This window comes from Sphingobium sp. EP60837, from assembly GCF_001658005.1.
In the GTDB taxonomy this organism is placed as follows: Bacteria; Pseudomonadota; Alphaproteobacteria; order Sphingomonadales; family Sphingomonadaceae; genus Sphingobium; species Sphingobium tyrosinilyticum.
The window spans coordinates 385,095-407,758 of record NZ_CP015986.1 but is presented as its reverse complement, the minus strand read 5'-3'; the positions used below and the strand labels follow the sequence as shown (position 1 = coordinate 407,758).

Below are 22,664 nucleotides of genomic sequence, written 5' to 3'. Positions count from 1 at the left end.
TATCGAGCTTCCTTCCAATCCATACCCAGGCAAAAGGATAAGAGCCTTGGCGAAACCTACGACGCCGCGTCCTTCGCGTGCAAAGGCAAAGGCGCAAAGCCCTGCCAGCGCGGACCACAACCGGCCTCGCCCAGAAACTCCTACGGACTACAAGGCAAAGAAGGAAGAATTGCTGGAATTCTACCGGCAGATGGTCCTTATCCGCCGCTTTGAGGAAAAGGCGGGCCAGCTTTACGGCCTCGGCCTGATCGGCGGCTTTTGTCACCTTTATATTGGCCAGGAAGCTGTTGCGGTTGGCATTCAATCTGCGCTGACGCCTGGCAAGGACAGCGTGATAACCGGCTATCGCGACCATGGCCACATGCTCGCCTACGGTATTGATCCCAATGTCATCATGGCCGAACTGACTGGCCGCGAAGCTGGCATTTCGAAGGGCAAGGGCGGTTCGATGCACATGTTCAGCGTCGAACATAAATTCTTCGGCGGCCATGGCATTGTGGGCGCGCAGGTTTCGCTCGGGGCCGGTCTGGGGTTCGCGCACAAATATAACAATGACGGTGGCGTCTGCGTCGCTTATTTCGGCGACGGCGCGGCCAATCAGGGCCAGGTCTATGAAAGCTTCAACATGGCTGAGCTATGGAAGCTGCCGATCATCTTCGTGATCGAAAATAACCAATATGCCATGGGCACCAGCGTCAACCGTTCCTCCGCAGAGGACCAGCTTTATCGCCGCGGCGAAAGCTTCCGCATTCCCGGCATTCAGGTCAATGGCATGGACGTCCTCGCGGTGCGGGGAGCAACCGAGGAAGCACTCAAATGGGTGCAAGGCGGCAACGGCCCCATCTTGCTTGAAATGAAGACCTACCGCTATCGCGGCCACTCCATGTCCGACCCGGCGAAATACCGTTCGCGTGAAGAGGTACAGGCCATGCGCGACAAATCCGATCCTATCGAAGGCGTGAAGAAATATCTGATCGACGAGGGGGTAAGCGAGGACGAGCTCAAGAAGGTCGATCAGGACATCCGCAAGATCGTAAGCGATGCGGCGGACTTCGCCGAAACGTCGCCTGAACCGGAAATGTCCGAACTCTATACCGACGTGCTGGTGGAGCAATATTGATGGGTATCGAAATCAAGATGCCGGCGCTCTCCCCCACGATGGAGGAAGGCACGCTGGCCAAATGGCTAGTGAAGGAAGGCGACGAAGTGCGTTCGGGTGACATTCTCGCCGAGATCGAAACGGATAAGGCGACGATGGAATTTGAAGCGGTCGATGAAGGCAAGATCGGCGCGATCGTCATTCCCGAAGGGACCGAAGGCGTGAAAGTCGGCACCGTCATCGCCACCATGGCGGGCGAAGGCGGTGCGACCGTGAAGGCTACGCCCCAGACCGAGAAAACCGCAGCTCCTGCTCAGCCTGAAGCCGCGCCCGAAGCGCCGACAAAGGCGGAGAGTGGCACGGCTAAGCTGGCTTCGGAAGCGAAGGCCAGCGTTGCTGACCCCGACCTTCCCGAAGGCACCGAATATGTGAAGACGACGGTGCGCGAAGCGTTACGCGACGCCATGGCCGAGGAAATGCGCCGCGATGAGCGCGTCTTCGTCATGGGTGAAGAGGTCGCAGAATATCAGGGCGCTTACAAGGTGACCCAGGGACTTCTCGACGAATTTGGCGACAGACGGGTCATCGACACGCCGATCACTGAGTATGGCTTTGCCGGCATCGGCGCAGGCGCGGCGATGGGTGGTCTTCGCCCGGTTATCGAGTTCATGACGTTCAACTTCGCCATGCAGGCGATCGATCACATCATCAACTCGGCGGCCAAGACCAACTATATGTCCGGCGGCCAGATGCGCTGTCCGATCGTGTTCCGTGGTCCCAATGGCGCGGCGAGCCGTGTAGCGGCCCAGCACAGCCAGAATTACGGCCCTTGGTATGCGGCTGTTCCCGGCCTCATTGTCATCGCGCCCTATGATGCTGCTGACGCGAAGGGCTTGCTCAAGGCGGCGATTCGGTCGGAAGATCCGGTCGTATTTCTGGAAAATGAGCTGGTCTATGGCCGCAGCTTCGACGTGCCGAAGGTGGACGATTATGTCCTGCCCATCGGCAAGGCTCGGATCATGCGCGCGGGCAAGGATGTAACGCTGGTCAGCTACTCTATCGGCGTGGGCGTTGCCCTTGAAGCCGCGGAGCAATTGGCGGCGGAGGGCATCGATGCCGAGGTCATCGACCTGCGCACGCTGCGTCCGCTGGATACCGCCACCGTGTTGGAAAGCCTCAAGAAGACCAACCGCTTGGTGGTCGTCGAGGAAGGCTGGCCCGTCTGCTCTATCGCATCGGAAATCGCAGCAGTGGTCATGGAGCAAGGCTTTGACGACCTTGATGCGCCTGTGTTGCGGGTCACGAACGAAGACGTGCCGCTGCCCTATGCCGCTAATCTGGAAAAGGCTGCGCTTATCGACGCGTCGCGGGTGGTCACTGCGGTAAAGAAGGTGTGCTACCGCAACTGATGAATCGAGAGCCGGCGAGGGTCGGAGCCTTCGCCGGGTTTCCCTGCGCTATATCAGGTGCAGGTGGATGGAGTGACATTTTCGCTGTTATAGACCTGAGTGATATCCCGGCTGTCCCGCACGTTGTAGGCAGAGAATTCCGTGATGTCACGTAGGGGCAGCGATATGATCGGCATCAGGCGGTTGTAGGTGTAGTGGACTTCCACCACCATCACCGCGGTTCCCGTAGCCGCCCTGATCTCCTGCCCCGTTGGGCCCATGCCTGTAAAGCTCGTGCCCGTGGCGCCCGTCCCCTCCGATCCATAAGCAGAATGGTAGGCGTCCCCACCGAAGCAGCGCTGCCATTTGATGGTCTGTCCGCCATCGGCGTTTGTCTGTAGGCTGGAGAGAACAATCTTGCCCTTTTGCTCGATGTTCAGGCCGGATGCTTGCAGGTCGGCACCGACGAAGACGTCGTTGATCTCTGCCTCGCTAACCGGTTTGTTGTTGATCGCGCTCTGCGAACCCATGCGGGACGCATTATCCGAGACCATCATTGCGAGTTCGCCCACCCGTTTCACGGTCAACGCGTAATTTGTGAGTTCCAGCCCCGAAGTGGCTAGGATCATAAGAATGGGAAAGGCCATGGCAAATTCGGTCAGTGCTATACCACTTTGGCAGCGCAACAACTTCTGTCGGAGCGAAAGTGGTGCTCGGTTGCTCGCGGGCTGAACTGGCGCAGAGGGGGACTTGTTCATCAATAAATCCTTAAGTGCACCGGCCGATCAGAGCTTCGGCCTGCTTGTCGAAGGGCTGATTGCGAAGGATCGTTCGCGAGTTCATGCTGACCTGCTGGCTCCATCCCAAAAGAGAGGCCATCGGGAACAGGCGATCATATCGAAGGGTCACCGAATATATCGTGACGTCCTTGGCACCGCCCTGACCTGCCACCCCAGAATCTGTGTCGCGAAAGCCGTTGCGGTTGGCGTCGTCGAAGCTCTCGTTGTTATTGCAGATATTGTCCGAGTTTGAATCAATGAAGGCTTCTGCCCTCGATTGAGCGCGGCCATAGGATTTGAAGGAAAGGCGATCGAAGCTAAGTGTGCCGCCTCCGACCAGTCTCTTGACCGCCGTTTCGACGGAGGCATCGAGCAGTGCCCGGTTTGTGTCGGTGGCTGTCTCCAACGCCGATGCCCGCCCGGCTGCCTGAACTTCTCCGCTCAATATTGCTCGGGCATAGAGATAGTAGCCGGTGTCGAAGAGGAACATCAGCATAAGCACGAGAATGGGCGCGACGAAGGCGAATTCGACCAGTGTAGCCCCGCGCGTGTCGCGGGAGAGGAACGGACCCTTCTGCCTCACGCGCATGAGAGTGGATAGCTTCCTCATTGCGTAATCCGTAACTGCGCGATTTGCGAAGCGATCTGTGAGAAAGTTGCCGTCAATTGCGCGGCGTTGTTGGCCTGATAAGCGCGGCCCGGCGAGGCGCAGTCTGACAGCATGGTGGTAAGGGTGGTGCCGAAGGCGATCACCCACACCGTGATGTTCTTCTGGTTCTTGGCAATCGTACAAAGCTCCCCGAGACGCGCTTCGGTGATGGCGTTCTGGGTTGCATTTGTGGGGATCGATCCCGTCGGCGTGCGGCGGCGGGCAACGCCCGACATGCCCCATGCGTCGTAGGCGCCGATGCGGGTATCCGTGCCCCCATCGGTCATGAAGATCAGGTTCCGCGCATAGCGTCCTGTGGCTTCCGCCGCCGCATGCTCGGCTGCGAACAGACCCTCGCGCGACATCAGGCGCAGACCCCACAACATGCCGATGTCATGATATGTGTAACCGGCGGGCTTGAGCGCGGTTAGATAGGTGGACAGTGTTGATAAATCGATCTCTCCCATTTTCCGCGCATAGGTCGGACAAGCGCCATATTCGGTCGGGCTTGATGATGGCGTCGGAAGGTTGGTGGAACTTCGGGTGGCAGTCGATCCGCTATAAACCCAGTTCGTCGTCGCCGTGAAAGCGGTAGCGTTCCGGCCATAGACCAGTCCCGGAAGGAACGGTTTCCACTGCGTTTCGGGCTTGGTCTTGTCCGGGATCAGATCGATGTCCATGTCATAACGAGGAACAGTGTTGCCCTCATCCGAACGACGGGTAGCGCGTTCCTCGATGCAGGCGTTCGTCTGGTTCCATGCAATGGAACGGTTGGTGGCCGTGCCGGTGGTTGTGTTTATGTTATTTACCAGCGCATTGAAGCTGCCGCCGCTGACGGTTCCATTCTCGTCGCCTGCACCTTTCAGAGCAGCCATCGAGTAGCTTATTGGTTTATACTGCCAATAATATACCCAGCTGTCGGCGTTTTCCTGACCGGCGTTGGGGTTTTCTTTGACCCATTCATTTTGGGTCTCGACGAGATTGGTGTATATCGTTGGGGTTATCCAACAAATGCCGTTGGTCAAGCCGGCTGAATAGGTCGTCCCATTACGCGTGCGCGTCCGTACGCGGCTGCGAGGGACTGCCGTGTTTGAAGGAGACCAGCTTGTATAAGTGCTGCTATCAGACAACGTGTTGGCGGGAGCTGCACATTGTTCAGAGGAGCCTTGATATTTTGTGCCGGTTGCGGACGATCCGCTGACCTTCTGCCACGGATCGGTACCAGAGATGGTGGTTCCTTGCGTGCCGCCATCCTTCAACTCTTTGTCGTTATTTTCATAAGCCCGTGAATCGTAAATCGCATTGTCCTGGATCCAACTTCGCTTGAGCAACATGCCCACATTGACCGTGGAGGAATAAGGCACGAACCCATAACGGATGTGCGAGCCGGCGGGACGGACGTTCTCCAACTCTGTATAGAAGCTGCTAACTGCGCCCCGCAGAACAGCGATGCGGCTCTGACTGTCGCCTGGGTTGATGTCGTTCATAGACAGGGTCGTATCCAGAACGAACATTACGTCCGTGTTGGGTAACTGGAGATCAGCGGTGCAGCGCGCCGTGACGGTCTTGTCGGGCATATGAAACAGCGACATCAAGGTCATTGGCACTAAGACAGAAGCGTTCCCCGTTACTGCGCCTGCCGCGCTTGCGGAGTAGGTGACCGTGGCCAGGCTGGTGCCATATTTATTAGCAGGAAAATTGATGTTGAAGAAGCGATTGGCGGTGTCCTCCGAACTGCCGGCACCGGTCGTCCAGGTGAGACCCGTCATGGAGCGCCGCCCCGCGAGCGCTCCGGCGTCGCAAGCCTGCTGCAGGCGCGTTTTGGTGAGGTAAAGGCGGCTCATGTCCACGCCTCCGCCAATAAGTGCCGCCAGAGGAAAGATGGCAGCCGCCACAATCGCCAGCGTGTTGCCTGCCTGATTGTGAAAAAGCCGCATTAAAATGAACAGCGTTTGCTTGATCCTGTCGCTCATTTTTGCTTTCACCCGTGCTTGTCCCGACCCCCCATTTAGGCAGGGCAGCCGCTGTTCCTTAATGGACAGTTGTTAGGATCATTATTCGGGGCATAGTTAAAATGACGCTAATCTATATCTGGTGATATATGCCCTGTGACTGAAATAGTGGATGAAGAGTTAGCCCCGATTGTGGCGTTGCTCTGTGCCTATGCGGGTGAGGCCATATCGCGCCATCAGCTCTTGTGGGCCTTGGACGCGCGCTTTGCGCGGTTGGCCGCAACGACGAGTGAGTCGATGATCGGTCAGATCCGCCTTGCTTGGTGGCAGGACGCCTTGAACGACGAGACGGGGGTTAAAGGAAGGGGCGAACCCTTGATCGATGCCCTGCGCGGCATCCAAGCGGTTCCGCCTGTGGGTCTTTCCGCGTGGTTAGATGGCTGGGAGGCGATGATTGGAGACATCGATCTAAACGCCTATGCGGATGGGCGGGGTGGAGGGTTGTTTCACTCGCTTGCGGGGGAGGCTGAAGCGCCGCCTTGGCTAATCCAGGCTGGTGCTGCTTGGGCGTTGTGGGACTTGTCCGGCCATGTGAGCGACCCTGTTCTCGCCGCCGACGCAATCGAGCGCGGCAGAGAGAAACTCCTTTCGGCATCGCCTTCATGGCCCGCGGCATGGCGCCCGATGCAGATTGCCTATGGCTTGGCGCGGCAGGACATTCTACGGGGCAGGGCTGCCCCTAAATATTTGACGCTGGGGCTATATCTGCGGCTGTTGCGCGTAGCGCTGGCTGCCCGTTGAGGGGGATTTGGTGGGGCGAGTTATAGCCGGTGCGGGCGCTGCGCTGCTCTTTGTCGCGGCGGGTCTATTCTGGTGGCAGGGGCGGGCAGCCAACGGTCCGGCACCGGAAGCTGTCATTGCTCAGCCTCCGCCTCCAGCAATTGATGCCCTGCCGGAGGGTGACGCCGCTGCCGTTGGAAAAGCGCCGCCCAGCCCTGGCGAGGCGAGCCCGCAAAGCCGTGAACAGAAACGCTTCGCCCGTTATGACCGCAATCGCGACGGCGTGATCACGCGTATTGAGATGCTGGGCAGCCGGGTAAAGGCGTTCAAGGCGCTCGACACGGATAAGGACAATCTGCTGTCCTTCGAAGAATGGGCGGTCGCCACATCCGATCGTTTCGGCAAGGCGGATAGCGATGCAAACGGCAAGCTGACTCCGGTAGAGTTCGCCACTACTGCGCCGAAACGGGCCGCTAAGCCCCAGTGCAAGTGCTAATGGTTCAGGCGGGCTGAAGCTCGCCCAGCCATTGGCCAAGTGCCGCGCGAGCGCGGGAAGTCAGGGCTTCTTTGCGTTGTTTTTTCTTCACATCGTCGATCGGCGGGAAGAGGCCGAAATTGACGTTCATCGGCTGATAGTCCGCGGTATCTACGTTGCCGATAACATGGCCCAGCAGCGCGCCTAGGGCGGTTGTGGCCGGGAGCGGCGCAAATTCCTTGCCCACCACTTCTGCGGCAGCGAAACGCCCGGCCAGCAGGCCGATGGCCGCGCTTTCGACATAGCCTTCGCAGCCGGTCACCTGGCCCGCGAAGCGGATGTGGGGGGCGCTTTTGAGCCGGAGGGTGGCGTCGAGCAGCTTGGGGCTCTGAATGAAGGTGTTGCGGTGCAGGCCGCCGAGCCTGGCGAACTCGGCTTGTTCGAGGCCGGGGATGGTGCGGAACAGTTCGACCTGGGCCCCGTGTTTGAGCTTGGTCTGGAAGCCGACCATGTTCCAGAGCGTGCCTGAGGCATTGTCTTGGCGCAGCTGGACAACGGCATAGGGCCAGCGGCCCGTGCGGGGGTCGTCGAGGCCCATCGGCTTCATCGGACCGTGACGCAGAGTTTCAGGGCCGCGGGACGCCATCACCTCGATTGGCATACAGCCTTCGAAATAGGGAGTGTCTTTTTCCCAATCCTTGAACTCAGTCTTTTCGCCGTCGAGCAGTCCCTGGACGAAGGCTTGATACTGCTCCTTGTTCATGGGGCAATTGATGTAATCCTTGCCTTCGCCACCGCCGGGACCGATCTTGTCCCAGCGGTTCGCCATCCAGCATTTGTCCATGTCGATGCTGTCGAAATGGATGACGGGCGCGATGGCGTCGAAAAAGGCGAGATGGTCCATGCCTGCTGCTTGGCCGATGCTGGCGGCGAGGGCGGGCGCGGTCAGGGGGCCGGTGGCGACGATGGTGAGCCCTTCTGTGGGCAACTGGTCGATGCGTTCGCGGACGATTTCGACATTGGGATGTTCCGACAGGGTGCGGGTGACGCCTTCGGAGAAGATATGCCGATCGACTGCCAAGGCCGAACCGGCAGGAACCTTCGCCGGTTCTGCCTGCGCCATGATGAGGGAGCCGAGGCGGCGCATTTCTTGGTGGAGGAGGCCGACGGCGTTCTTGTCGGGATCGTCGGAGCGGAAGCTGTTTGAGCAGACGAGTTCGGCGAGGCCGTCAGTCTGGTGCGCCGGAGTCATGTCGCCGGAGCCGCGCATTTCGGAGAGGCGGACTTTGACGCCAGCCTGCGCCAATTGCCAGGCGGCTTCCGAACCGGCGAGGCCGCCGCCGATTATGTGAACCTGATGATCTGGCACTGTTTTTCCGATTTAATGAATGAAATGGCGAGAAAAACGCGTTTTGCTCGCCATTTCCTATTTTCAGTTTCGTTATGAAATGCTGTTGGCGGCCGAAAGCACAGCCTGGACCGACGCGGTGGCGACGTCGGTGTCGGTGCCGATGCCGAAGATTGTGCGGCCGTCGGGCGTGCGGCATTCGACATAGGCGGCGGCGGCAACGTCCGTGCCTGCGCCGATCGCATGTTCGCTATAGTCGGCAATCTCCAGATCGACGCCGAGATCCTCGCGCAGGGCGGCCAGCACCGAGGAGAGCAGGCCGTTGCCGCGTCCGGAAATGCTCCGTTCGCCGCCCTTGTGCGCGATCTTGCCGGTGAAGATGCGGTCGCCCGCATGGCCGCTCTCATTATAGTCGATCAGCTTGTAGGGCTGGTCACCCGAGAGGCGGTAATGATCCTCGAACGCGGTCCAGATGTCGGCGGCGTTCAGCTCGCGGCTGGTCTGGTCGGCCAGCGCCTGGACGACGCGGGAGAAATCCGCCTGCATGCGCTTGGGCAGCTTCAGCCCCTTGTCCTGCTGCAGCACCCAGGCGACGCCGCCCTTACCGGACTGCGAATTGACGCGGATCACCGCTTCATAGTCGCGGCCCAGATCCTTGGGATCGATGGGCAGATAGGGCACGTCCCAAATCCGGTCGTTGCGCGTTTCCTGAACGGCAAAACCCTTCTTGATCGCGTCCTGGTGCGAGCCGGAGAAGGCGGTGAAGACCAGTTCGCCCGCATAGGGATGGCGCGGATGAACGGGCAGCTGGTTGCAATATTCGACGGTCTGAATGACCTCGTCGATGTCGGAGAAGTCGAGCCCCGGATTGACACCCTGCGTGTACATGTTGAGCGCGACGGTCACGAGATCGCAATTGCCGGTACGCTCGCCATTGCCGAACAGACAGCCTTCGACACGATCCGCACCCGCCATCAGTCCCAGCTCGGCCGCCGCGACGCCGGTGCCGCGGTCATTATGGGTGTGCAGCGAGATGACGACGCTGTCGCGTTTCGAAATGTTGCGGCACATCCATTCGATCTGGTCCGCGTAGATGTTGGGCGTCGCGGCTTCGACCGTCGCGGGCAGGTTCAGGATCAGCGGGCGCTCTGGCGTCGGCTGCAGGATTTCCATGACCGCTTCACAACATTCCAGGCTGAAATCTAGCTCCGCCGTGGAGAAGGTTTCCGGCGAATATTCGAAATGCCAGTCGGTGTTGGGCTGCTTGGCCGCATTGTCGCGCAGCAGCTTTGCCGCGTTGATCGCGATTTCCTTGATCTGCGGTCGGTCCATCTGGAACACGATGTTCCGCCACGCCGGAGAGACGGCATTATAGACATGGACGATCGCCTGCTTGGCGCCCCGCAGGCTTTCGAAGGTGGTCGCGATCAGGTCTTCGCGGGCCTGGGTCAGCACTTGCGGGAAGACATCGTCGGGGATCGCGCCGTCGCGGACCAGGCCGGAGATGAAGTCGAACTCGGTCGCGCCCGCGCTGGGGAAGCCGACCTCGATCTCCTTGACGCCCACCCTGATCAGCAGGTCGAAGAAGCGGCGCTTCTTTTCCGCGTTCATGGGATCGATCAGCGACTGGTTACCATCGCGCATGTCGGTCGAGAGCCAGCGCGGCGGCGAGGTGATGACGGCGCTGGGCCACTGGCGGTTGGGCAGATCCACCTGAGGGAAGGGGCGGTATTTCTGCGAAGGGTCGGTCAGCATCATGGGAAAGCTACTTCTTTACGCAAACGGGCCGCGCATCGCGGGTCCGGTGAAACGACTATCTGCTTGGTTTTGCCCTTAGGCGGATTGCTGCGTCATTCAAGCGAAGAGCAGCACAAAAGCCACGCCTAAGGGCGTGTAAGTCGTAGCAGGGGAAGAAGCGCGCGCTGCATGATGGGTGGGGGTTTAACGGGATTGGCGGGGAAGTGCAAGTTTTGGTGTGTTGGGGGAGGGAGTGGGGAGTGATGAAGAAGCGGGACCCCGGGTCGAGCCCGGGGTGACGAATTGGATAGTGCGCCCTACCACAGTCGCGTCACCCCGGACTCGATCCGGGGTCCCGCTACCATTCACGCAAGTGTATCGAACATGTCCCGCCAATCCGGGTTGGCTCTTTCAATCAGGTCGAACTTCCATTGGCGGCGCCAGCGCTTGAGGCGCTTTTCATGTTCAATGCAGCTTGCGATGTCATCTGCATGCTCCGCCCATACGAGGTGGACAAGTCCGTAACGGGTGCAGAAGTCAGATCCTTCGCCCAATCGATGCTGATGGATGCGTGCCGCAAGGTTTGCCGTGACGCCGACATACATGGTGCCGCGATAGCGATCGGCCATGATATAGACCCAGCCGCCTTGCTGGTCGCTTGTCATTACTGGCGTATTTAAAAAAGCGGGACCCCGGGTCAAGCCCGGGGTGACGGCATTGGCAGGGCCGATTACTTCTGGAACGCGGCGACGATCTTCAGTTCGATTGTATCGCCGACCATCGGCACGCCATAGCCCATTTTGAAGTCGCTGCGTTTCACGGCGCCGGTCGCGACGAAGCCGACATTTTCCTTGCCCCCTGCCATCGCCGGAGCCTTGCCCGCGCCGTAGAACTCGGCGTCCAGCGTCACCGGCTTGGTCACGCCCTTGATCGTGAGATTGCCGGTGATTTCGGCGCCTGTCGGGCCGTCTGCCTTTACGGCGGTCGAAACGAAGGTGGCCTTGGGGAATTTGGCGGAGTCGAAGAATTCGGGCTTCATCAAATGTTCGTCAAGCTTCGCGACGCCGGTCCGGATGTTGCTGATCGGGACTTCGACGGAGACTTTCGAGGCGGCCACATTCTTTGGATCGAGCGTCAGCGTGCCGGTGGATTCGGAAATGATGCCGAGATTGTTGGAGAAGCCCATATGATCATAGGCGAAAACGACCTGGGTGTGGCCTGGGTCGATCTGATAGGTGCCGCCGGTGACGCGGGCGGGGTCCTTCGCGCCTGGGGCGGCGGGCATCTGCTGGGCGATCACGACGGTGCCGCCAGTGAGGGTGGCGACAGCGACGGCGGAAATCAGCAACTTGCGCATGAATGGGTTCTCCAGAAGCAGTCAAAGGACGCGCTACCATAGCGGCGTCCTTTGATTGTTCCAGAGGTGTAACTGGAAACAGAGAGTTACCGGCTTGCGATATTGGAAGCTCGCTTCGCTCGCACCCACCCCAACCCCTCCCTTGAAAGGGAGGGGCTAGAGCGTTTTCTAAGCAGGTAGAATTACCTGCTGACTCGGAAAACGCGGTAAAACAAAAACCTAGAGCAGCCGAACCGATGCCATCAGATCGGAATCTGCTCCAGGTTGATTGGCTTAGTTCTTTTCCTTGTCCACCAACTTGTTCGCGCCGATCCAGGGCATCATGGCGCGCAGCTTTGCGCCGGTTTCCTCGATCGGGTGACGCTGGGCGGCCAGGCGGCTGGCCTTCAGTTCGGGCTGGCCAGCGCGGTTGTCGAGCACGAAGTCCTTCACGAAGCGGCCCGACTGGATGTCGGCCAGGACGCGCTTCATTTCCTTCTTCGTTTCTTCGGTGATGATGCGCGGGCCGGTCTTGATGTCGCCATATTCGGCGGTGTTCGAGATCGAGTAGCGCATGTTGGCGATGCCGCCTTCATACATCAGGTCGACGATCAGCTTCAGTTCGTGGAGGCATTCGAAATAGGCCATTTCCGGCGCGTAGCCAGCTTCCACGAGCGTTTCGAAGCCAGCCTGGACCAGCGCAGTCGCGCCGCCGCAAAGCACGGCCTGCTCGCCGAACAGGTCGGTTTCGCATTCTTCACGGAAGTTGGTTTCGATGATGCCCGAGCGGCCGCCGCCGACGCCCGAAGCGTAGGACAGGGCGATGTCATGGGCGTTGCCGGTCGCATCCTGCGCGATGGCGATCAGGCAGGGCACGCCGCCGCCACGCTGATATTCGCTGCGGACGGTGTGGCCGGGACCCTTGGGCGCGATCATGATGACGTCCACGTCCTTGCGGGGTTCGATCAGGCCGAAATGGACGTTGAGGCCGTGGGCGAAGGCGAGCGCCGCGCCGGGCTTCAGATTGGCATGGATGTCGTCGGCATAGATGGCGGCCTGATGCTCGTCGGGGGCGAGGATCATGAGGACGTCGGCCCACGCAGCCGCTTCGGCGTTGGGCAGAACCTTGAAGCCTGCGCCTTCGGCCTTCTTGGCCGAGGCCGAACCGGGGCGGAGAGCGATGGCGACTTCGGCAACGCCGCTGTCGCGCAGGTTCTGGGCGTGGGCGTGACCCTGGCTGCCATAGCCGAGGATGGCGACCTTCTTGCCCTTGATGAGGCCGATGTCGGCGTCGCGATCGTAGTAAACCTTCATGTCCGTTCTTCCTTTTTCATATCCTGACCCTCTCCCTGGAGGGAGAGGATACGAAGACTTGGGCCGAATGGTCCTAGTCGAAGTTGGTGAGGGGGAACCACCGAGCGGGGCCGCGCTGGGCTGGCCCTCACCCTCCCACCGCTGCGCGGCGGGCCCCTCCCTCTCCCGCAGGCGGGAGAGGGGTCTAAGTCAGTTCGGCTCCTTGCCGCGGATCAGGCCGACTACGCCGGTGCGGCCGACTTCGACCAAGCCGATCTGGCGCATCAGGCCGACGAAATTGTCGATCTTGTCGGTCGTGCCGGTGATCTCAAAGATGAAGCTTTCGATCGTCGTGTCCACCACCTTGGCGCGGAAGACGTCGGCGAGGCGCAGCGCCTCGATCCGGTCTTCGCCGGTGCCCGACACCTTCACCAGCGCCAGTTCGCGCTCGACGAAGGGGCCGTTGGCGGTGAGGTCCGTGACCTTGTGCACCGGCACCAAGCGGTCGAGCTGGGCGATGATCTGGTCGATCACCTTGGGCGGGCCATTGGTGACGATGGTGATGCGGCTGATCGCGTGATCGGGCGTGATGTCCGCCACGGTCAGGCTGTCGATATTATAGCCGCGCGCGGTGAACAGGCCCGCGATGCGTGCGAGGATGCCCGCTTCGTTGGTGACCGTGAGCGACAGGACGTGCCGTTCGCTATATTCTTCCTGAATGTGCATCAGATGCTCGTTCCGTTATCCGGTTCTTTTTCGCGCTCATGGCGCTGGGAGATCATCCCGGTGAAGGCATAGTGCCAGCTGCCGTCGTCCCGATGCGCGAGGCGGACAGGGAAGCCCGCGATCGCGTCGAACATGCGGGCCAGATGCTCGCCCACATAGCGCGGGCTGACCAGCAGGCGGCCGATATGGCGATCATGGAAATCGAAGCCTTCATCCAGATGCACTTCCCATGCTTCATTTTCTGGATCGGCATGATCCACGGTCCAGCCTTTCAGCTCGGCCGTGCCGCTGATCCGTTCGAAGTCGAAGGGTTCGCTCACATGGACGCGGAGCTTCAGATGTTGCGTCACACCAAAGCCTTCGCCTCATCCGACATGATGCCTGCGATCTGGTTGGGATCGAGCAGCATGTCGGTATGCGCCGCGCCCGACGGGATCATCGGGAAGCAGTTGGACAGCTTCGCCACGCGGCAATCGACGATCACCGGGCCGGGCGTGTCGATCATCTGGCGGATGCCCGCCTCCAGTTCCTGCGGTCCTTCGATGCGAATGCCGGTCCAGCCATAGGCTTCGGCCAGCTTCACGAAGTCGGGCAGGCTGTCCGAATAGCTGTTCGAATAGCGGCTTTCATAGGTCAGTTCCTGCCACTGGCGGACCATGCCCATATATTCATTGTTGAGGATGAATATCTTGACCGGCAGGCGATACTGGCTCGCGGTGCCCATTTCCTGGATGTTCATCTGGATCGAGGCATCGCCCGCGACGCAGACGACCAGGCTGTCGGGATTGCCGACCTGCGCGCCGATGGCGGCAGGGAAGCCATAGCCCATGGTGCCGAGGCCGCCGGAGGTCAGCCATTTGTTGGGCTCGTCAAAGCCGAAATGCTGGGCCGCCCACATCTGGTGCTGGCCGACTTCGGTGGTGATGATGACGTCCTTTGCCGTGCGCGACGCCTTGTAAAGCTGCGCAATCGCCTCCTGCGGCATGATCTCCTCGCGGCTTTCCGGATAGGCGAGGCTGTTGCGGGCGCGCCAGCCTTCGATCCGGGCCCACCATTCCGAGAGGTCCGCGGGCTTGTGGCCGTGCGTTTTCCAGGCGGTGATCATGTCGGTCAGCGCGTTGCCGACGTCCGCGACGATGGGGAGATCGACCTCGACCGTCTTGTTGATCGAACTGCGGTCGATGTCGATGTGGACCTTCTTGCTGTTCGGCGCGAAGGCATCGAGGCGGCCGGTGACGCGGTCGTCGAAGCGGGCGCCGACGCAGATGATGAGGTCCGCCTTGTTCATCGCCCAATTGGCTTCATAGGTGCCGTGCATGCCCAGCATCCCCAGCCATTGCGGCGAGGAGGCGGGGAATGCGCCGAGGCCCATGAGGGTCGAGGTGACGGGCGCGCCGGTCAGTTCCGCCAGTTCGCGCAAGAGCAGCGATGCCTTGTGGCCGGAGTTGATTACGCCGCCGCCGGTATAGAAGATCGGGCGTTCGGCAGCCGCCAGCATTTCGACGGCGGTCGCGATCGCGGAGGCGTCGGCCTTGGTTTGCGGCTTGTAGCTGGCATGTTCAAAGCCGAGCGGCCGGGCATAGGCCGCAGTCGCGATCTGGACGTTCTTGGGGATATCGACAACGACCGGACCGGGACGGCCGGTGGTGGCGATATGGAACGCCTCATGGACCACGCTAGCGAGCTTCGCTGGGTCCTTGACCAGATAATTGTGCTTCGAGCAGTGGCGCGTGATGCCGACCGTGTCCGCTTCCTGGAACGCGTCGGTGCCGATCAGCTGCGTCGGGACCTGGCCGGTGATGACGACCATGGGGATGGAATCCATCAGCGCGTCGGTGATGCCGGTGACGGCATTGGTCGCGCCGGGGCCGGAGGTCACGAGGACGACGCCCGGCTTGCCGGTCGAGCGGGCATAGCCTTCCGCCATATGGGTAGCGCCCTGTTCGTGGCGGACGAGGACGTGGCGGATCTTCGGATGGTTGAAAAGCGCGTCATAGATGGGCAGCACCGCGCCGCCCGGATAACCGAACACGACTTCGACGCCCAGATCGATCAGGCATTCAACCAAAATGTCCGCGCCGCTCTTTTCGGCCACGATGAAATCCTTCCACTGGATGCAGGTTGCGCCCTCTGCCCCGGAAGCGGAGAGATGGCAAGGCGGGTGCCTCTATTAGACATAAAATGGCTAGTCAACACCTATCGGCGTAATTTTATTATCAGTTCGGCGGCAATCTTGTCATCAATGGAGCGTCCTTCACGCGCCCAGCTGTCCGGCGGCTGGCGGGAAAACCACGTATATTGGCGCTTGGCATATTGGCGGGTGGCGATGCGGCCGCGTTCCAGCATGGTCTCGCGATCCATGTCGCCCCGCAGCCACCCGACGATTTCGGGGACGCCGATGGCGCGCATGACGGGGAGGGAGGGGGAGAGATTGCGGGCCAGAAGGGCTTCAACTTCCTTCACCGCTCCGCCCTCCACCATCTGCTCGAAACGCAGGTCGCAGCGGGCGATGAGCCAGTCGCGCGGGGGGAGGAGGATGAGGGGGGAGAGGTGGATGCGATCGGCGATGCCGCCGCTCTTGTGCTGCTGCCAATAGGAGAGCGGCTTGCCGGTGGAGCGGACGACTTCAAGGGCGCGGGCGACGCGGGTCGTGTCGGCGGGGGCGAGACGGGCGGCAGCATCGGGGTCCTCGCGGGACAGCGCGGCGTGGGCTTCGGCCACCGGCAGCGCGCGAACGGCGGCGCGGATGCCGGGGTCGATGTCAGGGACCGGAGCGATGCCATCGAGCAGCGTACGGAGATAGAGGCCGGTGCCGCCGCCGAGGATGGGGAGACGGCCTTCCTGATGCGCGCTGTCGATCTCCAACCGGGCTTCGGCGGCCCAACGCGCGGCGGTGCAAGCCTCCCCTCCGTCGATATGGCCGAAGAGGCGATGAGGGGCCTGCGTCATTTCCTGTGCACTGGGGCGAGCCGAAAGGACCTGGAGGTCGGCATAGACCTGGCTGGCGTCGGCGTTGATGACGACGCCGTTCGCGGCCTGCGCCAAGCGAACCGCCAGCGCGCTCTTGCCGCTGGCGGTCGGCCCGGCAATAAGCGCGACGCGCGGGCGGGATTCGCCCTTGTTCGTTTCGGGCCGGTTTGTTTCAGGCCAAGATGTTTCAGGAGTGTCCATGTTCGTCGCGACCTTAGTGGCAAGTGCGGCCTTGAGTCAGGGGGATATTGAGGAAGCCGTTGCGCGGCTGGCGACCGCTGGCTGCGCGCCGGTCGATAGCAATTGGATCGACGAGGGCAAGGCGGCCGACATCTTCTTTGGCAGCGATCCGGTGACGGCGCGCGCTGCGTTGACGGACATTGGCGACAAGGTGGACGTAATCGTCCAGCCAGCCGCCGGTCGCGAGAAGAAGCTGCTGATCGCGGACATGGATTCCACGATGATCACGGTCGAGTGCATCGACGAGCTGGCCGATTATGCAGGGATCAAGCCGCAGATCGCCGACATCACGGAGCGGGCGATGCGCGGCGAACTGGACTTTGCGGGCGCGCTGCATGAGCGGGTGGCGCTGCTGAAGGGGCTGGCGGACGAGGCCATCGACCAGTGCCGGACCGAGCGCGTGAAGATCATGCCCGGCGCGCGGGCGCTGGTGCGCACGATGAAGGCGCGCGGCGCGGAGACGCTGCTGGTGTCGGGCGGATTTACGCGTTTCACTGGGCCTGTCGCGGAGGAGATTGGCTTCGATCGCGCTGTCGCCAATGTACTGGAAATTGCAGACGGCGCGTTGGTGGGAACTGTGACGCTGCCGATTGTGGATGCCTCGCGCAAGCGCGCGGAACTGGAGGCGGCGATCGAAGGCGGCATCGACCGGGCTTTGACGCTGGCGGTGGGCGACGGGGCCAATGATATACCGATGATCCAAGGTGCGGGATTGGGCGTCGCCTATCACGCCAAGCCCAAGACGCGGGAGGCTGCGGCCGCGGAGATCGTGCATGGGGATCTGTCCGTGCTGCTCTATGCGCAGGGCATTGCGTCGGCGGATTGGGTTGAGGGCTGACGCCTTAGTTCCGCTGGCGGGCGAGTAAGCTGACTATGGAGCGTGGGCTTCGGCACGCTCATCCTGAACGGAGGTGGGAGAAGCGAACGCGTTTTTGCGATATCGCCCTCAAATGGTCGTGCACGGTTAATCGTGCATTAGGCACATCTCACCGTCATTGCGCTCCGGTAATGGGTTCGAAAGGCCACGTGGGTCGTTACACCTCCGCTGCATTCCGCAGTGCCCACCTAAAACCGGCGCACGGTCCTCGTTGCGCCAAGGGAGAGGATATGAACATCAGGCTTTTGGCTCTTCTTGGCGGAGCTGCGCTTGGATTAAGCGCTTGCTCGACGACGAGAGATGAACCTATCGCGCCCGCGCCGCCAGTCGGCCCCGGTGCGATTGCCGGCACTGTCGCGGCGGATCGCAACGGCGATGGCATCATCGATGGCTATTACTCGCCGGACGGCATGTATCATGAGGTGATGGGGCCGCCATGTCCGCCGCCGCCACCGCCGCCGCCGCCGCCGTCCAGACGCGGAGAACGCGGCTGACCGATATGGCTTTTAGGGCGCGGCATGTTCGCCGCGCCCGCCAAATTTGCGCGCCGATGATCGCCGCGCTGTTGGCGGTCGCCTTGATTGAGTCATCCGCGCTTGCCCAGCCTGCGGCGGGTCAAGAGGGTGTGCGATCCAGTATTGGTGCGGAAATTCGCGCATCGGTGGGCGGCAAGCTGCGCGATTTCTACGCGCCGCGCGGCTATTGGCCACTATGGGTGGATGGGAGCAGGGTCGGCGGCCAGGCCGATGCCTTGCTGGACCTGATCCGCACCGCGCGTGCCGATGGGCTTGATCCCAAGGATTATGACCTGCGCGACCTGGAGCGGGTGGTCGAGGAGGCGAATTCCGGAGGCGGCGATCCCAAGCTGCTGGCGCGGGCCGACCTGGCGCTTTCCAAATCCTTCTCTGCGATCGTGCGCGACATGCGGCGTCCATCGAAACGCGTGAAGATGCGCTATCTCGATCCAGAGGTGCAGCCGCGCGACGATGACCCCGCGGAGATATTGCGTGCCGCCGCTGTCGCGGCTTCCTTTACCGACTATGTGCGTCAAGCCGGTTGGATGAACCCATTTTATATGCAGCTGCGCACAGCGCGGCAGGGGTTCGCCGAGCGTTGGGGGAACCTGCCTGACGTCATGGTCTCTGCAGGCGCGAAGCTGCGGCCGGGGGTGAAGGGGCAGGCGGCCGTCTTGCTGCGCCGTCGGCTGGGCCTTGCGGAGGGGGGCAGCTACGACAAGGCGCTCGCCGCCAAGGTGCGAGCGTTTCAGGCCGATCATGGCCTGAAGGCGGATGGCGTTGCGGGCGCGCAGACGGTCGAGGCGCTCAATCGGCCCTCTGGCTGGTACGACCGGATGCTGGCGCTCAACCTGGATAGGGCGCGATTGTTGCCGGGGCCATGGGTGCGGCATGTGGTGGTGGATGCGGCGTCGGCCCGGCTTTGGTACTTTAGCAATGGGCGGCAGGACGGGACGATGAAGGTCGTCGCTGGCGCACCGGAAAGCCAGACGCCGTTGATGGCGGGCATGATCCGTTACGCCACGCTCAATCCTTATTGGAACGTGCCGTCCGACCTGGTGCAGCGGAAGCTGTCCCAGCGCATCCTGAACGGCGCGTCTCTGAGCCAGCTCAACTATGAGGCGTTGTCTGACTGGGGCGCCAATGCCCGGCGGTTGGACGAGACCGAGATCGATTGGCAGGCGGTGGCGGACGGGCGGCAGCAGTTGCGCGTGCGTCAGTTGCCGGGCGGCGCCAATGCCATGGGGAAGGTGAAGTTCATGTTCCCCAATGATCTGGGCATCTACCTGCACGATACGCCTTCGCGCGATCTGCTTGCCAAACCGGCGCGGCATTTCAGCAATGGATGCGTCCGGTTGGAGGATGCGCAAAGGCTGGGCCGCTGGTTCTTCGGCAAGCCGTTGGTGGCGGAGAGCGGCGAACCCGAGCAGCATGTTCCGCTGCCCCAGCCGGTGCCGGTTTACCTCACCTATTTGACTGCGGTGCCGATCGGGCAGGGGGTGCAGTTCCTGCCTGATGTTTACGGGCGGGATGGGGTTTGATCTGCTGCATGGGGGGCAGTGATATAGCCCGCTCCATTGAGTGGCGGTCTAGCGCCCTGCCAGCATCCACAATGCCATCGCCATCATCATGATATTCTCCGTCAGGGACACGAACCCCAGCGGCACATTGCTGCTGCCGCCGACGCAGGCGCATTTGAGTTCGCGCTTGTCGATATAGACGGCCTTGAACACCGAGGCGGCGCCGATGCCGCCGATGAATAGGGCGACGGGGATGGAGAGCCAGTTGAGAAGCCCCGTCAGCATCAGCACGCCCGCGCCGAGCTCAAGGAAAGGGTAGATGCGGCCATAAGGGACGAAGCGCCGGGCAAGCAGGTCGTAGTTCAGGAACATGGTGGCGAAGCGGTCCACATCCTGCAGCTTCAGCATGGCGAGCAGCATCATGCTGATGGCGATGAAATGTTCGACGGTCATGATGCTGGCGAGCGGCATCCCGGTCAGCCAGGTGAGCGCCAGGCCAAGCAGCGCGGCCACGGCGAAAACGGCCAGGACCGGGGTATAAGTCGTAGCTTTTGGGTCGGCGACTTTCAGGCCGAGATGGCGGCGCAGGTCATCATGGCCGCCGATCCGTTCGCCGCCGATGAAGATCTGTGGCGTCGTTTTGACGTCATGAGCAGCTTTGAACGCATCGACCTGCTCGCGGGTGGTGAGCCAATGATCCTCAACCACATATCCCTTTCGCTGGAGCAGCCAGCGCGCCTTGAGGCCATAGGGGCAGACATGGCCCGGCATCACCATGCGGTGGAGTTGCGCGGTGCGCGTCGGGGTGCTGACGAGGGCGGCTGATGAAGTCATGGCATGGCCTTTGTTCGTGATCCGATGCCGCCTATATGGGTTCCGTACCATGGTCCGGAGTCAAGTATGGCGATGACGATTTCTGGTCTGGCGCGCGCTGGCGGCGTGGGCGTCGAAACGGTGCGCTTTTATCAGCGCAAGGGATTGCTCGGGACGCCGGAGCGTGGGGGCAGCGGCGGCGTGCGGCGGTATGGCGAGGACGATGTGCGGCGGTTGCGCTTTATCCGATCGGCGCAGGGGGCAGGTTTCACGCTGGAGCAGATTGGTGAGTTGCTGCGGCTGGATGCCGGGGAAGACCGGGCGAGAGCGCGGGAGTTGGCGGCGGAGCGGCTGGCGGCGCTGGATTCGAAGATCGCGGAGTTGCAGGCGGCGCGGGATGCGCTGCGGCGGTTGGCGAGCGCTTGTCATGCGTCGGAGGAGGGGCCTTGTCCGATTATTTCGGCGTTTGAGGGATGAGTGCCTGACCCCGTGTCGTCAAAATCCGGCCATCAGGCCATCGATCGCGCCCTGGAGAATATAGCTGGCGGCGAGTTTGTCCACCAGCTCTTCGCGGCGGGCGCGGCTGGCGTCGGCTTCGAGCAGGGTGCGGGTGACCGCCTGGGTGGACCAGCGTTCGTCCCAGAGGAAAATGGGGAGCCCCAAGTCGGCAATGTTGCGGGCGAAAGCGCGGCTCGCCTGGCTGCGGGGGCTTTCGCTGCCGTCGAGGTTCAGGGGTAGGCCGATCACGACGCCCTTCACCTGCTGCTGCTCCATGAAGGCGGCAAGGGCGATCTTGTCCTTGCTGAACTTGCCGCGCGAGACGGTGTGGGCCGGGCTCGCAATGGACCAGCCCGCGTCGCACAGGGCAAGGCCGATCGTCTTTGTGCCTACGTCCATGCCGAGCAGGCGGCCGCCTTGCGGAAGGGCTTCGCGGAAGGCGGCGCGGTCGGCAGTGAGGAGGGTGGTCATTTCGTCAGGAACGCCGCGAGGCGTTGGCGGGCGTCTTCGCGAACATCCCCCCAGAAAAGACTGTAATCATAGACATGGTAGTTGTTGCCCGGAAGGGTGAAGGGGCCCATGTCCACCGGCTCGCCGATCATCAGCACGCCGCTGGTGTCGCAGCGGGCGGGGACGACGCCCTTAAGGAGACGCGGCGGCTTGGCTTCGTCGCGACTATCGAGTGTGCCGCGATTGGCGCTTGCTGGGGCGGCTCCGTTGAAGGCGCCGGTGATCGGGTTGGTGCAGAGCATGTGCGTGCCCTTGCGCGGCTTGCCGGTGTAGCCGTTGCGGCGTTCGAACGTCTGGACGACGGGTGATGGATCGGCGGGCTCGGCATAGCTTTGCCAGCTGACAATACAGTGCGCCTGATCGCGGCGCGCGCAGGCGGGTAGGCCGAGCGCGGGGAGATCGGCTTCGACCGAAACGGGCCAACCCACGGCATAGACGGCAGCGACGCGGGATGCGACGGGCTTGCCGGCTACCTGTTCACGCAGGAGCTGGAGGAGGTGGCGCGAGCCCTGGCTGTGCCCGGCGAGGATCAGCGGACCGGTGGGATTGGCGTTCAGGAAAGCGGCGAACGCCTGGACTACGTCGTGATAGGCGGCGGAGAGGGCCTGATCGCCTGCGGGCTTGTCGGTGAGGAAGGCACCGTAGTTCGCCTGGCGGTAGCGAGGGACCCAGACGTCGCCCACGGCATTGAAGGCGCTTGCCTGCCCCTGCACGAAGCGGCGGGCAGTCGCGAGCGAATCCTTGTCATCCAGGCGCATGTTCCAATGCGCGTCGCCGAGCGTGGTGATGTAGGAGGTGGGGTGAATGAAGAAGATAGCGGCCTTCTGCGCGGTGGGCTGGTCCTTCACGCCTGCGGGTTTCCAGAGCGCGGGATTGCCTGTCGTGATGTCGGGACGGGCGATCCACATCTTGGGATCATCATAGGCGTTGGGGGGCAGTGGGGAGAGCGGGGCGAAGGCTTCGCGCGGCACCATGACGGCGCGGATCAGCTGCATGCCCCAGATTCGGTAAACCAGCAACGCCGCGATCACCAGCACGATCAGGCTGGCGACGACATAAAGGAACTTGCGGGCCAAGGCTTTGCTCTCCGTCACTTCGGCGGGGCCCCGACCCGCGCCTCTGGCGGCGCTTGTCTGGCGCAGGTGCTGGTAGTGCGCAA

Annotated in this window: 23 protein-coding genes; 8 read left to right on the top strand and 15 right to left on the bottom strand. The window is 61.9% G+C overall.

The window, feature by feature from the left end; translation table 11 throughout:
• Positions 1-46 precede the first annotated feature (46 nt).
• Both pdhA and EP837_RS01845 read left to right on the top strand, forming a co-directional pair.
• Positions 47-1,120 carry a pyruvate dehydrogenase (acetyl-transferring) E1 component subunit alpha gene (gene pdhA, locus EP837_RS01850; RefSeq protein WP_066528507.1) on the top strand — a complete coding sequence of 358 codons (1,074 nt, stop codon included), beginning with the start codon at positions 47-49 and terminating at the stop codon, positions 1,118-1,120.
• Complete coding sequence (locus tag EP837_RS01845) at positions 1,120-2,508, top strand: pyruvate dehydrogenase complex E1 component subunit beta (protein ID WP_066524003.1); 1,389 nt, start codon at positions 1,120-1,122, stop codon at positions 2,506-2,508. Before pdhA ends, EP837_RS01845 begins: the two co-directional genes overlap by 1 nt.
• A 53-nt stretch (positions 2,509-2,561) precedes the next feature.
• On the opposite strand, the gene EP837_RS01840 is transcribed toward EP837_RS01845, so the two are convergent.
• The 3 genes from EP837_RS01840 to EP837_RS01830 are packed head-to-tail and all read right to left on the bottom strand — an operon-like array spanning position 2,562 to position 5,888.
• Positions 2,562-3,245: a TadE/TadG family type IV pilus assembly protein gene (locus EP837_RS01840; protein WP_066524002.1), complete on the bottom strand. Its 684-nt coding sequence runs from the start codon at positions 3,243-3,245 to the stop codon at positions 2,562-2,564.
• A 10-nt stretch (positions 3,246-3,255) separates the two neighbouring features.
• Positions 3,256-3,876 (bottom strand): TadE/TadG family type IV pilus assembly protein, encoded by a 621-nt coding sequence (locus tag EP837_RS01835; RefSeq protein ID WP_082919529.1) that lies wholly within the window; start codon positions 3,874-3,876, stop codon positions 3,256-3,258.
• Positions 3,873-5,888 (bottom strand): TadE/TadG family type IV pilus assembly protein, encoded by a 2,016-nt coding sequence (locus EP837_RS01830; RefSeq protein ID WP_066523999.1) that lies wholly within the window; start codon positions 5,886-5,888, stop codon positions 3,873-3,875. Before EP837_RS01830 ends, EP837_RS01835 begins: the two co-directional genes overlap by 4 nt.
• 135 nt (positions 5,889-6,023) lie before the next feature.
• On the opposite strand from EP837_RS01830, the gene EP837_RS01825 reads away from it, so the two are divergent.
• Complete coding sequence (locus tag EP837_RS01825) at positions 6,024-6,668, top strand: hypothetical protein (RefSeq protein WP_335675835.1); 645 nt, start codon at positions 6,024-6,026, stop codon at positions 6,666-6,668.
• 10 nt (positions 6,669-6,678) lie between these two features.
• Positions 6,679-7,143: an EF-hand domain-containing protein gene (locus EP837_RS01820; RefSeq protein ID WP_066523997.1), complete on the top strand. Its 465-nt coding sequence runs from the start codon at positions 6,679-6,681 to the stop codon at positions 7,141-7,143.
• Positions 7,144-7,147: 4 nt separating this feature from the next.
• Here the strand turns inward: EP837_RS01820 and trmFO are convergent, their stop codons facing one another.
• From trmFO to miaA, 9 genes are all read right to left on the bottom strand, one after another.
• Positions 7,148-8,491 (bottom strand): methylenetetrahydrofolate--tRNA-(uracil(54)-C(5))-methyltransferase (FADH(2)-oxidizing) TrmFO, encoded by a 1,344-nt coding sequence (gene trmFO, locus EP837_RS01815; protein ID WP_066523996.1) that lies wholly within the window; start codon positions 8,489-8,491, stop codon positions 7,148-7,150.
• Between the two features lie 72 nt (positions 8,492-8,563).
• Complete coding sequence (gene leuA, locus EP837_RS01810; protein WP_066523994.1) at positions 8,564-10,228, bottom strand: 2-isopropylmalate synthase; 1,665 nt, start codon at positions 10,226-10,228, stop codon at positions 8,564-8,566.
• Between the two features lie 344 nt (positions 10,229-10,572).
• On the bottom strand, positions 10,573-10,872 hold the full coding sequence (locus tag EP837_RS01805) for a GIY-YIG nuclease family protein (RefSeq protein ID WP_066523993.1): 300 nt from the start codon (positions 10,870-10,872) through the stop codon (positions 10,573-10,575).
• A 65-nt stretch (positions 10,873-10,937) separates the two neighbouring features.
• Positions 10,938-11,564 carry a YceI family protein gene (locus EP837_RS01800; protein ID WP_066523992.1) on the bottom strand — a complete coding sequence of 209 codons (627 nt, stop codon included), beginning with the start codon at positions 11,562-11,564 and terminating at the stop codon, positions 10,938-10,940.
• Positions 11,565-11,837: 273 nt separating this feature from the next.
• Positions 11,838-12,857: a ketol-acid reductoisomerase gene (ilvC, locus tag EP837_RS01795; RefSeq protein ID WP_066523990.1), complete on the bottom strand. Its 1,020-nt coding sequence runs from the start codon at positions 12,855-12,857 to the stop codon at positions 11,838-11,840.
• A gap of 189 nt (positions 12,858-13,046) precedes the next feature.
• Complete coding sequence (gene ilvN / locus EP837_RS01790) at positions 13,047-13,562, bottom strand: acetolactate synthase small subunit (protein ID WP_066523989.1); 516 nt, start codon at positions 13,560-13,562, stop codon at positions 13,047-13,049.
• Complete coding sequence (locus EP837_RS01785; protein WP_066523988.1) at positions 13,562-13,912, bottom strand: hypothetical protein; 351 nt, start codon at positions 13,910-13,912, stop codon at positions 13,562-13,564. The genes ilvN and EP837_RS01785 overlap by 1 nt, the downstream gene beginning before the upstream one ends.
• Positions 13,909-15,657, bottom strand: a complete 1,749-nt coding sequence (locus tag EP837_RS01780) for an acetolactate synthase 3 large subunit (RefSeq protein WP_066523986.1) — start codon at positions 15,655-15,657, stop codon at positions 13,909-13,911. Before EP837_RS01780 ends, EP837_RS01785 begins: the two co-directional genes overlap by 4 nt.
• A gap of 101 nt (positions 15,658-15,758) precedes the next feature.
• On the bottom strand, positions 15,759-16,733 hold the full coding sequence (miaA, locus tag EP837_RS01775; RefSeq protein ID WP_066523985.1) for a tRNA (adenosine(37)-N6)-dimethylallyltransferase MiaA: 975 nt from the start codon (positions 16,731-16,733) through the stop codon (positions 15,759-15,761).
• Here miaA and serB point away from each other — a divergent pair.
• The 3 genes from serB (at position 16,732) to EP837_RS01765 (ending at position 19,705) form a co-directional block, all read left to right on the top strand.
• Positions 16,732-17,610: a phosphoserine phosphatase SerB gene (gene serB / locus EP837_RS01770; protein WP_066523984.1), complete on the top strand. Its 879-nt coding sequence runs from the start codon at positions 16,732-16,734 to the stop codon at positions 17,608-17,610. The genes miaA and serB overlap by 2 nt on opposite strands.
• A 269-nt stretch (positions 17,611-17,879) precedes the next feature.
• Positions 17,880-18,143 carry a hypothetical protein gene (locus tag EP837_RS20355; protein WP_082919528.1) on the top strand — a complete coding sequence of 88 codons (264 nt, stop codon included), beginning with the start codon at positions 17,880-17,882 and terminating at the stop codon, positions 18,141-18,143.
• 56 nt (positions 18,144-18,199) lie between these two features.
• Positions 18,200-19,705, top strand: a complete 1,506-nt coding sequence (locus EP837_RS01765; protein ID WP_066528505.1) for a L,D-transpeptidase family protein — start codon at positions 18,200-18,202, stop codon at positions 19,703-19,705.
• Positions 19,706-19,753: 48 nt separating this feature from the next.
• On the opposite strand, the gene EP837_RS01760 is transcribed toward EP837_RS01765, so the two are convergent.
• Positions 19,754-20,518, bottom strand: a complete 765-nt coding sequence (locus tag EP837_RS01760; protein ID WP_066523982.1) for a MauE/DoxX family redox-associated membrane protein — start codon at positions 20,516-20,518, stop codon at positions 19,754-19,756.
• Positions 20,519-20,584: 66 nt separating this feature from the next.
• Here EP837_RS01760 and EP837_RS01755 point away from each other — a divergent pair, with 66 nt between their 5' ends.
• Positions 20,585-20,974, top strand: coding sequence for a MerR family transcriptional regulator (locus EP837_RS01755; RefSeq protein WP_066523980.1), 390 nt, complete (start codon positions 20,585-20,587; stop codon positions 20,972-20,974).
• A gap of 18 nt (positions 20,975-20,992) precedes the next feature.
• On the opposite strand, the gene ruvX is transcribed toward EP837_RS01755, so the two are convergent.
• Both ruvX and EP837_RS01745 read right to left on the bottom strand, forming a co-directional pair.
• A complete protein-coding gene (gene ruvX / locus EP837_RS01750; RefSeq protein ID WP_066523978.1) occupies positions 20,993-21,466 on the bottom strand; it encodes a Holliday junction resolvase RuvX in 474 nt (157 codons plus the stop codon).
• Positions 21,463-22,581, bottom strand: a complete 1,119-nt coding sequence (locus tag EP837_RS01745) for a DUF3089 domain-containing protein (protein ID WP_066528503.1) — start codon at positions 22,579-22,581, stop codon at positions 21,463-21,465. Before EP837_RS01745 ends, ruvX begins: the two co-directional genes overlap by 4 nt.
• Positions 22,582-22,664 lie beyond the last annotated feature (83 nt).